This is a genomic window from Burkholderia pyrrocinia (assembly GCF_018417535.1).
Lineage (GTDB): Bacteria > Pseudomonadota > Gammaproteobacteria > Burkholderiales > Burkholderiaceae > Burkholderia > Burkholderia pyrrocinia_E.
This window is the reverse complement of sequence record NZ_CP070978.1, coordinates 1210325-1221992: the sequence shown is the minus strand read 5'-3', so window position 1 is coordinate 1221992 and position 11668 is coordinate 1210325. Positions and strand designations below refer to the sequence as shown.

The following is an 11668-nucleotide window of genomic DNA, read 5'->3' as shown; positions in this document are numbered from 1 at the left end:
CGGGCGATTCGCAGCGGATGGCCGGTACTCGGGCGATCGTTGCAATCGCGTATTTTGATCGATTTGGCGAGCGACTGTCGATGAGTCGAACGACCGGTCGATCACGCGTCGATATCGCGTGATTTCGATTTTTATTCATTTCGTAGTACATAGATATATTCGATCGGATATCCGCGTGTTGCCGAAACGCGGGCCGATCGATGCGCGCCAGGTGGCGCGCGAACAGGAAAACGAACATGAACGACCAAACCCTCGTCTCTCCCACGTCCCGTACCACCATTCGCCGCCTGCCTGAACTGGCGAATCGCGATCGCACGATGCTCCACCGCATCGTGGACGATGCGTACGTTTGTCACGTCGCGTTCAGCGACGGACAGGACACGCACTGCATCCCGACCGCGCACTGGAGAAGGGGCGATGATCTCTATATCCACGGGTCCAACGGAAGCCGGATGATCAAGGCGCTGTCTGCGGGCGCGCAGGCGTCCGTGGCGATTACGCTGCTGGATGGGCTCGTGCTGGCCAAGTCGGCCTTCAGTCATTCGATGAATTATCGATCGGCGGTGATCTACGGGCAGTTCGACGTGGTTGCCGGCGGCGCGGAAAAACTCGCGGCGCTGGATGCCTTGATGGACAAGATCGCCGTGGGCCGCAAGCATGAAGCGCGACCGGGCAATTCGAAGGAAATCAACGCAACCAGCGTGCTGCGGATTTCTCTTGCGGAGGCGGCCGTGAAAGTCAGCGATTCGCTTCCTTCCGACAAGGAGGAAGATCTTGCGCTCGCCGTGTGGGCGGGAATCCTGCCGCTGAAGACGACGCGCGGTACGCCGATTCATGCCGACGGAAACGGCAGCGTGCCCGTGCCGAATTACGTCCGGAACTGGGCCGATTGAGTTCCGCGGCAAGACCGGGAGGCTTCGCAGAAAACGGCGGCGCGCGGAGCCCGCAATACCCGACGCTTGCGGCGTTGCAGGCCGTGCGATGTCCGCATGGCAGTGGGACCACTGCTTCAGTGGCCGACAGCGCGAGTGCAGCGCTGTCGTCGTGCGGTTCCTTTCAGTTCCGGCCGATCAGGAGGTGCCGCCGGAAACGGCCGCCGGCCGTTTCACTCCAGGCGGTGTTCGCGCGACTCGTGCGGCGGATGCGACTCCGCGCGGTGCGGATGCGGCGCGGTCGCGTCGTTGCGCCGCCCGCGGAATGCAGAAAACCCGCGAGGGCTTCGCAGCCCTCGCGGGTTTTTTTACGCAGTTGCACGCGGTTCCGGGCGCGCGAAACGGCGCGTACCCGGAACCGCGTCGGTCATCGATCCATCAGCGCGCGAAATCCGATGTGCTCTGGATGAACGCGTTCAGCTTCGAGATGTTCACGCTGCCGAAGCCCGTCGTCGCGTCCCAGCCGGCCTTTGCGTTGTAGCCGTAGGTGCCGCTGCCGTTGTTGCCGGACGTGACGTCGTGCAGCAGCGCCGCGTTGGACGGGAAGTACTTGTAGATGCTCGACGCGGGGAACCCGAGCGCATTGTTGTTCGCCGACTGCAGCCGCGCCCAGATGCCCGTGAAGATCGGCGCGGCAAGGCTCGTGCCGCCTTCGTTGTTCAGGTAGCCCGAGCCCCACAGCGTGTCGGACGTCTGGCCGTTCACCACCAGGATCGCGCCGGTGCGCAGGTCGGCGTCGAAGCCGACGTCCGGCAGCGCACGCTTGGTCGACCCGGTGAGGCTCGACGATTGCCACGACGGCGCGGCCTCGTACTTGCTGTATCCGCCGCCCGTCGACCACACGGTGCCCGGCTGCCAGCTCGGATCGTTCCAGACGATCTCGCTGTTGTACGCGTTGGTCGACGTGTTGGTGAACAGCGTCGTGCCGCCCACCGCGATCACGTACGGCGACGTTGCCGGTTCGCTCACCGTGTAGGTCGAGCGCGATGGCGTGCCGCTCGCGCACTCGTACGCGCCATGGTCGCCGGCGGATACGGAGAAGGTCTGCCCCTGCGCGACCGCCTGCTTGAAGATGGTGTCGTCGGTCGCCTGCGAGCCGGTGCTGTACGCGGACGATTCGCACACGCCGAGCGACACGTTGATCACCTTCGCGACGTTGTCGGTCACCACCTTGTTGTACGCAGCCGTGATCGCCGTGAGCGTCATCGACGGCGCAGCGTAGAACACGACCTGCTTCACGCTGCCGCCAGCGGCGCCGACGATCGACTGGCTGTCGAGGTTCCACTCGACGGTGCCGGATGTATCCGTGTAGGAACTGCCGGCCGGGCCGGTCTGCACGATGCTGCTGGTGATCGTGCCGAGGCCGTTGTTCGCGGCGAACGTATTGAGGTCGCTCACCGTCTGCGACAGGTCGCCTTCGGAGATGATGCCGACCGTGGTTTGCGAGGCCGTCGGCGTGCCGTCGCCGCCGTAGATCGACGAGAATTCGGTCGGGTTGTGCGGCACCGCCGACGCGCCGGCCGGAATCGTCAGGTTGCTGGTGTTGCCTTGCGGCTTGCCGACCGCGCCGGTATGCATCAGTTCGACGTTCTGCAGGCCGAGCACGGTGCCCACGATGCCGCCGATCGCGTTCGGCACTTGCGCTGCGTCGGTATTCGCATAGACGCTGCGGCCGTTGCGCGTGAAGCGCTTGAGCGTCGTGCGGAACGCGGACTTGATGGTCGCCGCGGTGCCGGATGCGGACACCAGCAGCCGGTTCGGCGCGACCACGATATTCACGAAGCCAGCCTTGCGCAGATGCGCGACGACGGACGCGACCTGCTGGTCGGTCGGCGCATACTGCGCGGCGAACTGCGCCGGCGTGAGGAACTGCCGGTAGTGCGGCGAGCCGGGCGTATGCAGGTCGCGCAGGTACTGGTCGAGTTGCGCCTCGTTGCGCAGGTTCAGCCCGAGCACGATGTCCACCGATTCGCCGGGTGCCAGTTCGATTGCCGCAGCCGCGGCGGCGGCCGTGCTCGCGGCAGGCGCTCCGGCCGCACCGGCTTCGCTCTGCTGCACGAGCGGCAGGAAGCCCTTGGTGCGCGTTTCCGTCCAGCCTGCGGCCGGTGCGGCGTGAGCGGTCGCCATGCCGAACGAAGCGGCCGCTGCTGCGGCGAATGCGAGCTTGACGATGCGAATGCGCTTTTGTTTCTTGTTTGCAACCTGATTCATTTGAATTACCCCTCCGGTTGAACATCGAACGGCACGAACAACAACGGTCGACAGCGGCGCGGGTCGTGCGCCGCCGCTTTCTGTCGCGCTCGTGCGGATGGCGCGGACGCGACAGGGCCTTTCGCCCGATCCGGAAAGGTGGTTTCTCTCCGGGGGCGAAATACGGAAAACGCGGTAACGGAAGGGCTGCGCCGCGATGCGGGGCAGCCGCGCGGACATGGCGCGAGCGGGCTTGCTAGAGCAACAGCTTCGTTGTCCTGCTCATTTGATTCGATCCTTCGGCCCGCTGCCGGATGGCAGCCGTCCAATGAGATGCATCGGGATGTTGCATGCGCCGGCGCGCGAACGACACAGCCGGCGGCGAGCACTTCGGTGCGGCGGAAGCGAAAAAACGTAGAGCGGAATCGATTGCGTGGTGGGCAATTCGTCAGATTGCTTGCATCCGACGGTATCAAGAACGAAAGCGGAGTGTCAAACTTTTTTTGATTATATGAAACAAAATTAAATCGAATATGCGCAATGTTTTTGAAAAGATCGGCAGTAGTTTGTAATTTTCGAGTTCGCATTCGCAGGTAATTCTGGAGGCGATTCGCCGATCATTTCCGATTCGTCCTGTAATGGGTCGAGCGTTATCGAGGAAGTGCTCGAATGACCGGCTCGGTCGCGATGGCGCAGGAATATTCGAAGCACCAGGTGGCCGAAGCAGCCGCGTGGGAAGCGGTCAGCCGCTCGGCCAACTTCGATCAGCCGTGCCCGGTCGATCTGCCTGCCGGCAACGCGTGCCGCGCTACTGTCCGGCACCTGCGTGTCGCAGCGCATCCTCGGCTTCGGTGTTGTCGTGCGTCAGCGCGAGCTGCAGCAGCGACTGGCCGCGCCGATCGACATGGTACGGATTCGCGCCATGCGCGACGAGCAGCGGAATCAGTTCGAAGCGATTGAACAGCGTCGCGAACCCCAGCGCGGTTTCGCCGGCGCCGTTCGTCTGGTCGATCGGGCAGCGCGTGTCGATCAGGCGCCGCGCGATGTCGGGTTCGTTCTTGAAGAGGGCACCCATGAGCGCCGTGTTGCCGTGGCGATCGCCGGCGCACGCGTTTGCGCCGGCCGACAGCAGGTAGTCGAGTGCGGCGGGCTGGCCGTCGTAGGACGCGAGTATCACGGCCGTATAACCGTGGCTGTCGGTGGCGTCGACGGGATAGCCGGCGTCGTGCAAGGCACGCAGGATATCGACGCGTCCGACGCGGGCAGCGTCGAACCAGTCGTCGTCATAGCGGCGCAGCGCGGCGGGATCGGCTTTGGAATACGCCGGTTGGTCGGGAAGGTGCGCACAGCCGGCGATCGCGGCCAGCGCCAGGGCCGTTGTGGTCGCGCGGATCGTGCGTGTCAGGCGTTCTGATCGCATGGGGATGTCCTGATGTAGAGGTAAGGTCGACGTGCGCGGCGCAACCCGCACGTCGACGGCGACTGGAGTCGCGGGATCAGTTCTCGCTCAGCTTCGCCGCGAGCGACTGCACCTGCTGCACGTTCGCGTGAACGGCTTGCGCGAGACGCGTGCCGTAGTCGGCATCGGCCTTGTAGAAGTACGACAGCATTGCGTACTGGTTGTGCGCGTTCGTCACCTTGCCGAGATCGCCGGACAGCGCGGTGATCAGGTCGTCCTTGTCCTGCTGCGACAGGCCGCGGTAGTACTCGCCCGCCTGACGGAACAGCAGCTTCTGGTGGATCGCTTCGTGCTGCGTCGTTCCGCTGAGCACCGTGCGTACGGACTTGTACTGCGGATCCTGCGTGAGTTCATGCAGCGTCGACGGTTCGTAGTTCACCTCGCCCTTGCGGTCGCCGGCATTCATCTTGCCGTCCTGGTTGTTGTTGACCACCGGCACGACAGGCCGGTTGATCGGCAGGTCCATATAGTTCGCGCCGAGCCGGTACATCTGCGTGTCGGCGTACGCGAACAGGCGATCCTGCAGCATCCGGTCTTCGGACGGTTCGATGCCCGGCACGAGTCGCGACGGCGCGAACGCCGATTCCTCGGTCGACTGGAAGTAGTTGTCGGGCACGCGGTTCAGCGTCATCGTGCCGATCTTGCGTTCAGGGACACCCGTCCAGACCTTCGTGTCGTCCAGCGCATCGAAGTCGAAGCGGTTCAGGTCCTTCGGCGCGAGCACCTGCACGTACAGATCCCACTTCGGGTAGTCGCCTTGCTTCAGCGCGCCGTACAGGTCGTTCGTCATCATGTTCCAGTCGCGCCCGATCGACGCGGCGATGTCTTGCGGACGCAGGCCGTGCACGCCTTGCTGGCTTTTCCAGTGGAACTTCACGTAGTGCACGTCGCCGTGCGCATTGACGAACTTGAACGCATGCACCGCAAATCCGTCCATGTGGCGATACGAATCGGGCATGCCGGCATCCGTGTACAGCATCGTCAGCATGTTGGTCGCTTCGGGCGTGTTCGCGAAGAAATCGAATGCGAGGTTCGGATCCTGCACGCCGGTCACGGCGCTCGGCTTGTTCGCGTGGACGAAGTCGGGGAACTTGATGCCGTCGCGAATGAAGAACACGGGCCAGTTGATGCCGACCATGTCCCAGTTGCCCTGCTGCGTATAGAACTTCACCGCGAAGCCGCGCGGATCGCGCGCCTGTTCGGGCGAGCCGCGATAGCCCATCACGGTGGAGAACCGCACGAACACCGGCGTGCGGGTGCCCGGCGTGAAGACCTTCGCTTTCGTCAGGTCCGAGATGTCGGCGCTCGGCACGAACTCGCCGAATGCGCCGGTGCCGCGCGCATGCACGACACGTTCCGGAATGCGCTCGCGATCGAAGCGCTGCAGTTTCTCGATGAGCGCGGAGTCCTGCAGGAGCACGGGTCCGGCAGGGCCGGCCGTCTGCGAATTCTGGTTGTCGCCGACGGGCGCGCCGGTGTCCCGGGTGAGTTCGGCGGCATGGGGAGAAGCGGAGAGCGCAACGCAGATCGCGGCGACTGCGTGCCTCGGCACGCGATGGGAGGATGAGGACATGACGATGGAACTCCTTGAATCCGATCGGTGGTGGGGAAGCCGACTGAATTAAAAGAGATCGTCAGACGATTGGCTAATTGATATTGGATATGTTTTCGATAGGTGCCGCGTCGATGCTGGGCGGGCCCGGTGGTCGAGGAGGGAGCGAACGAATATTGTTGCGTGCGCAATGAGTTGTTGCGTTGCGTAGCGGGACGCTATCGTGCATGGATCGCGCAGGCGATGCTGCCGACGCTCGAATGCGCGATGCCTTTGATGCGCTTTACGATCTGCAATTCAAGCATCGATACCGGTCCGCATGGTCACGGATCATCGCGCGGGACGGCCACTCGTCGCAGCGGCGCGCGGCGACGATCGACCCGCCTTCAAATCGCGTCCGTCTGCCATCCGAGCCCGAGACTCTTCTGCAGCGACACATAATCCTTGATCAGTTCGGCCTGCCCGGCGATCACGTTCTGCTGCGCGGACAGCGCTTCGCGTTGCGTGTCGAGCAGGTCGATCATCGATGCGACACCCGCACGATAGCGCTCGTCCATCAGCGACCGGGAATGCACGGCCGACGTCTGCACCTTGGTGAGCGCGACGACGTGCTCGCGCTGGTGCCCGTAGCGCTGCAATGCCGTGTTCGCATCCTGCAGCGCGCCGAGCACCGCCTTCTGGTAGTTCGCTTCCGCTTCGTCGCGCGACGCTTCGGCCGCACGCACCGCGCCGCGTGTGCGACCAAAATCGAGAATGTTCCATTGCAGGTACGGCGCGCCGATCCACGTGAAGTTCTGCTTGCGGAACAGATGGCCGGGGTCCGTCGCGCTGAAGCCGAGATCGCCGAGCAGCGTCACCTTGGGGAAATAGTCGGCGACATGCTCGCCGATCTGCGCATTGCTCGACGCGAGCCGGCGTTCGGCCGCGCGAATGTCGGGGCGCTGCTTCAGCACTGCGGCCGGATCACCGATCGACACGCTGCCGGGCAGCGTCGGCAGCGGGGCGTCCGGTGCCGACAGCGCGGCGTCGAGCGCACCCGGCGCGCGGCCCGTCAGGATCGCGAGCCGGTCGAGCGATTCCGTCACCTGCGCGTCGAGCGGGATCAGTGACGCACGCGTGTTCTCGACCTGTGTCGTCAGGCGTTCGATGTCCACATCGGCCGCGACGCCGCGCGCGCGGCGCTGCTGCGTGAGTTCGAGCATCTCCTGCTGCAGTTTGGCCGTGCGCTGCGACAGCGCCAGCCGCTGCTGCTGATCGCGCAGGTCGACGTAGGCGGTCGCGACTTCGGCGGCGATCGACACCTGCGTGTCCGACAGATCCGCGTCGACGGCCTCGGCCTGCGCGGACGCGGCTTCGACCGCCCGGCGCGTGCCGCCGAACAGGTCGATTTCCCAGGTCGCGTCGAAGCCCGCCGAATAGAGCTGCAGCGGCCCCGAGCCGCCGAGCGACGGTGACGCGCCGCCCGATTGGTTCGAGCCGTTCGACGGCAGTAGCGAGCCGAGCGCGCTGACGTTTGGTTCGCGCATGCGGATGGCCGCGACGGTGGCCGACGATTTCGGCAACCGGGCAGCGCGCTGTTGCGAGAGCTGCGCGCGCGCTGCGCGCAAGCGCGCCTGTGCGGCGTGCAGATCGGGGTTGTACACGAGCGCGGCGGTGATCAGGTCGTCGAGCTGGCGATCGTTCAGCGCGTGCCACCACGTGCTCGGTGCGGGCGCGGCGGTGTCGACGCCGGATGCCGGCGCGCGCACGAAGGTCGACGCATCCGGTGCGGCGGGCGCGCCATGGTAGTCGGGGCCGACCGTGCAGCCGGCGAGCAGGCACGCGGCCGTGCACAGCGTGAGCGCAGGGCGGCGGGGCAGGGAGAAGGGTTTCATGGCGTAAGACGGTTCAATGGCCGGACGACATCGGCTGCGGCCCGCGCGGCGTTCTCAGCAGCAGCGCGAGCGGCACGCACGCGAGCAGCGCGAGGCCCAGCAGATAAAAGGTTTCGGAATAGGTCATCACGACCGCCTGGATCTGGATCTGCTGCGCAAGCTGCCCGAGCGCACGCATGTTCGAATACGCGAGGTCGCCGGTGTGCGCGAACCAGTTGGCCGCGTAGGCCGACAACCGGTCCTGCCCGATCAGCGAGTTCGCGGTCACCGATTCGCGGAGCGCGGCCGTATGGAAGGTCGTGCGCCGGTCGATCACGGTGCCGATGATCGCGAGCCCGATCGAGCCGCCGAGATTGCGCGCCATGTTGTAGAGTCCGGCCGCGTCGCCCGAGTCTTCACGCGCGACGGCCGCCATCGATGCCTGGTTGAGCGGCATCATCGCGAGCATCTGCGCGACGCCGCGGATCAGTTGCGACCACACGAAGTCGTGGCCGACGCTCTGCGCGGTCAGGCTGATGTCGAGCATGCAGCTCAGGCAGAACAGCAGCAGCCCCGAGATCACGAGGATGCGGAAATCGACCTTGCCGAGCAGGCGCGGCAGGATCGGCATCACGAGAAAGGCCGGTAGCCCCGACAGCAGCATGATCGCGCCGGCCTGTTCCGCGTTGTAGCCGGCGACGATCGCGAGGAACTGCGGCAGCAGGTAGGACACGCCGTACAGCCCGGCGCCGACCGCGGACACGATCACGATCACGCTTGCGTAGCGCGGGTTGCGCATCAGCGACAACCGCATGATCGGCCGCTTCGCGAAGCGCTGCGACAGCGCGATCAGGATCATCCCGGCGAGCGACACGAGGCTCAGCGTGACGATCATCTGCGATTCGAACCAGCGTTCGCGCTGACCTTCCTCGAGCACCACGGTGAGCGAGCTCAGCCCGATCGCGAGGCCGGCGATCCCGAGCCAGTCCGCGTTGAAGAACGAGCGCCATTGCGGGCGGTCCGACGGCAGACCGAACACCAGCAGCGCCATCAGCAGCAGGCACACGGGCAGGTTCAGGAAGAAGCACCAGCTCCAGTTCACGTTCTCCGCGAGCCAGCCGCCGAGCACCGGGCCGAACAGCGGCCCGAGCAGCACGATCAGGCCGAACAGCGTCATCCCGACCGGTAGCTGCGACAGCGGCAGCCGCGTGCGGATGATGGTCTGCGCGGTCGGGATCAGCGCACCGCCCGTGAAGCCCTGGCCGATCCGGCCGGCGATCATCATCGGCAGCGAATGCGACCAGCCGCACATCATCGAGAACGCGATGAAGAGCGCGGAGTTCGTCAGCAGGAAATTGCGCAGCCCGAACACGCGCGTGAGCCACGCGGCGAGCGGGATCATCACGATTTCCGACATCAGGTAGCCGGTCGAGATCCACGTGCCTTCGGTGCCGGTCGCGCCGATTTCGCCCTGGATCTGCGGCAGCGCGGAGTTCGTGATCGAGATGTCGAGCGTCGCCATCAGCGCGCCGAGCGCGCCGGCCGCGACCGCGATCCAGTCGGTCACGCTCGCGCGGCCTTCGTGCGGCGGCGCGGGTGTCGTCGCGGGCGTGTCAGCCATGGCGCTTCTCGTCGCGGGCCGAGCGCGTATCGACGTCGACCGTCACCGACAGCCCCGGCAGCAGCATGTGCTGTGCGCGGGCGTCCGCGGCGAGGCGGATGCGCACCGGCACGCGCTGGACGATCTTCGTGAAGTTGCCGGTCGCGTTTTCGGGGGGCAGCAGCGCGAACTGCGCGCCGGTGCCGGGCGCGAAGCTGTCGACGACGCCGGACAGCGCGCCGTCCGGCAGCGCGTCGACATGCAGCTCGACGGGCTGGCCGATGCGCATCTGGCGGATCTGCGTTTCCTTGAAGTTCGCGACAAGATAGATCGCGTCGACCGGCACGACGGTCAGCAGGCGCGTGCCGGGTTGCACATACTGGCCGACGCGCACCGTGCGATCGCCGACGCGGCCGGCGAGCGTGCTGCGCACGACCGTGTTGTCGAGGTCGAGCTGCGCCTGCGCGGCGCTGGCCTGCGCGGCCTCGAGTTGCGCACGCGCCTGCTGGAGCTGCGCGGTGAACGACGCGATCTGCGTGCGGGCGGCAGCGATCGACGCGTTGTTCGCGGCGAGCGTCGCGGCCGCCTGGTCGCGCGTGCTCTTCAGGTCGGCGACGCGTTCGTGCGTTTCGGCGCCGGTCGCCGCAAGCGGCGCATAACGCGCGTATTCGTCGCTCGCGTGCCGCGCGTTGATCTGCGACACCTTCGCCTGCGCGTCGGCCTGTTCGAGATTCGCGTGCTGCTGGCTGATGTCGGCTTCGGCGCGCGCGATATCGGCGCGGCGCGCGTCGACGGTCGCGAGCGATTGCGCGAGCGCGACCTGGTACTGGCGGACGTCGAGCCGCACGAGCGGATCGCCGGCCTTCACGGCCTGGTTGTCGCGCACATACACGTCGGTCACGTAGCCGGCGACCTTCGGCGCGGCGGTCATGCTGTCCGCCTGCAGGTACGCATCGTTGGTGCTTTCGATGAAGCGGCCGACCGTCCACCAGCGGCCGAGCCAGACGGCACCGCCGATGGCTGCGAGCACGGCGACGACGAGCAGGATGCGCCGCTTCGATCCGACGTTTCCGTTGCGCGGCGTTGTTTCGATTTCCTGACGATTTGCTTTCTGTGGCGGGTCTTGCAGCGTCGACATGCTGGCATCCAATTTATTCCAATTGGAAGAATTATTCCAGTTGCTAAAATTGTGTCAAGTAGAATGTCGATCGATCGAATGACGAGGAAGGCATGAACGAAGCGAAGAAGCTGCGCCGCACGTCGGCGGGCGGCTACGCGCGCGGCGACGAAACGCGTCAGCGGATCATCGAGGCCGCGATCGAACTGTTCGGCGAACGCGGGTTCGCGGGCGCATCGACGCGCGAGATCGCCGCGATGGCCGGCGTGAACGCCCCGGCGCTCCAGTACTACTTCGAGAACAAGGAAGGCGTTTACCGCGCGTGCGTGGAGACGATCGCCGAGCACGGCTGGGAGGTATTCGCGCCGTCGGTCGGCCATGCGTGGGCGATGCTCGATGCGGACGCGGATGTCGACGTGCTGATCGACGCGTTCATCGGGTTGTTGCGCGCGTTGTCGGAACGGATGTTCACGGCGCCGAAGACGATGAACCAGCGGATGTTCTTCGTACGCGAGCAGGGCGGCCAGGAGCCGGCGAGCGCGAGCGAAATCCTGATGAAGCGGATGCGCAAGCCGCTCAACGACGTGAGCGCCGAGCTGATCGGCCGCATCTCGGGGCGGCCGGCCGACGATCCCGTCACGCGGTTGCGCGCGTTGAGCCTGTTCGGGCAGATCACGGTGTTCCACATCGCGCAGCGTTCGGCGCTGCAACTGCTCGAATGGGAAGCGTTCGAGGGCGAGCGCGCGGCGCTGCTGATCGAGACGATCGCCGACCAGACGCGCGTGCTGCTCGAACAATGGCACGCGCAGCGCGACGCGTGTGCCGCCGATCCTGAAGCCGGTGCGAAGCGGGGGCAGCGTGCTGCGGCGAAACGCACGGCGAAGCCGGGCGCGGCGGCGCCTGCGGCGGCAAGCACGCGGCGCGTGAAGAAGCCCGTCGCGCGTTGAGCGCGGCGCGCCGTTAGC

General features: G+C 65.9%; 8 protein-coding genes. 2 read left to right on the top strand and 6 right to left on the bottom strand.

Features of this window, described 5'->3' with window-relative positions; all coding sequences use genetic code 11:
- Window positions 1–236 precede the first annotated feature (236 nt).
- On the top strand, window positions 237–893 hold the full coding sequence (locus JYG32_RS23560; protein WP_213267157.1) for a pyridoxamine 5'-phosphate oxidase family protein: 657 nt from the start codon (window positions 237–239) through the stop codon (window positions 891–893).
- A gap of 417 nt (window positions 894–1310) precedes the next feature.
- Here the strand turns inward: JYG32_RS23560 and JYG32_RS23555 are convergent, their stop codons facing one another.
- The 6 genes from JYG32_RS23555 to JYG32_RS23530 all read right to left on the bottom strand — a co-directional run bounded on the left by JYG32_RS23555 (window position 1311) and on the right by JYG32_RS23530 (window position 10724).
- A complete protein-coding gene (locus JYG32_RS23555; RefSeq protein WP_213267156.1) occupies window positions 1311–3143 on the bottom strand; it encodes a S53 family peptidase in 1833 nt (610 codons plus the stop codon).
- Between the two features lie 787 nt (window positions 3144–3930).
- Complete coding sequence (locus JYG32_RS23550) at window positions 3931–4542, bottom strand: ankyrin repeat domain-containing protein (RefSeq protein WP_213267155.1); 612 nt, start codon at window positions 4540–4542, stop codon at window positions 3931–3933.
- Window positions 4543–4618: 76 nt separating this feature from the next.
- On the bottom strand, window positions 4619–6154 hold the full coding sequence (locus tag JYG32_RS23545) for a catalase (protein ID WP_213267154.1): 1536 nt from the start codon (window positions 6152–6154) through the stop codon (window positions 4619–4621).
- A 365-nt stretch (window positions 6155–6519) separates the two neighbouring features.
- Complete coding sequence (locus JYG32_RS23540; RefSeq protein ID WP_213267153.1) at window positions 6520–8007, bottom strand: efflux transporter outer membrane subunit; 1488 nt, start codon at window positions 8005–8007, stop codon at window positions 6520–6522.
- A 13-nt stretch (window positions 8008–8020) separates the two neighbouring features.
- Window positions 8021–9607 carry an MDR family MFS transporter gene (locus JYG32_RS23535; protein WP_213267152.1) on the bottom strand — a complete coding sequence of 529 codons (1587 nt, stop codon included), beginning with the start codon at window positions 9605–9607 and terminating at the stop codon, window positions 8021–8023.
- Complete coding sequence (locus JYG32_RS23530) at window positions 9600–10724, bottom strand: HlyD family secretion protein (RefSeq protein ID WP_213267151.1); 1125 nt, start codon at window positions 10722–10724, stop codon at window positions 9600–9602. The genes JYG32_RS23535 and JYG32_RS23530 overlap by 8 nt, the downstream gene beginning before the upstream one ends.
- Window positions 10725–10816: 92 nt before the next feature.
- Here JYG32_RS23530 and JYG32_RS23525 point away from each other — a divergent pair, with 92 nt between their 5' ends.
- A complete protein-coding gene (locus tag JYG32_RS23525; protein ID WP_213267150.1) occupies window positions 10817–11650 on the top strand; it encodes a CerR family C-terminal domain-containing protein in 834 nt (277 codons plus the stop codon).
- Window positions 11651–11668: the final 18 nt, after the last annotated feature.

What these genes read in the sequence shown, in the direction of transcription:
- JYG32_RS23560 (WP_213267157.1), top strand. Translation starts at nt 237, where the DNA reads ATGAACGACCAAACCCTCGTCTCTCCCACGTCCCGTACCACCATTCGC.
- JYG32_RS23555 (WP_213267156.1), bottom strand. Translation starts at nt 3,143, where the DNA reads ATGAATCAGGTTGCAAACAAGAAACAAAAGCGCATTCGCATCGTCAAG.
- JYG32_RS23550 (WP_213267155.1), bottom strand. Translation starts at nt 4,542, where the DNA reads ATGCGATCAGAACGCCTGACACGCACGATCCGCGCGACCACAACGGCC.
- JYG32_RS23545 (WP_213267154.1), bottom strand. Translation starts at nt 6,154, where the DNA reads ATGTCCTCATCCTCCCATCGCGTGCCGAGGCACGCAGTCGCCGCGATC.
- JYG32_RS23540 (WP_213267153.1), bottom strand. Translation starts at nt 8,007, where the DNA reads ATGAAACCCTTCTCCCTGCCCCGCCGCCCTGCGCTCACGCTGTGCACG.
- JYG32_RS23535 (WP_213267152.1), bottom strand. Translation starts at nt 9,607, where the DNA reads ATGGCTGACACGCCCGCGACGACACCCGCGCCGCCGCACGAAGGCCGC.
- JYG32_RS23530 (WP_213267151.1), bottom strand. Translation starts at nt 10,724, where the DNA reads ATGTCGACGCTGCAAGACCCGCCACAGAAAGCAAATCGTCAGGAAATC.
- JYG32_RS23525 (WP_213267150.1), top strand. Translation starts at nt 10,817, where the DNA reads ATGAACGAAGCGAAGAAGCTGCGCCGCACGTCGGCGGGCGGCTACGCG.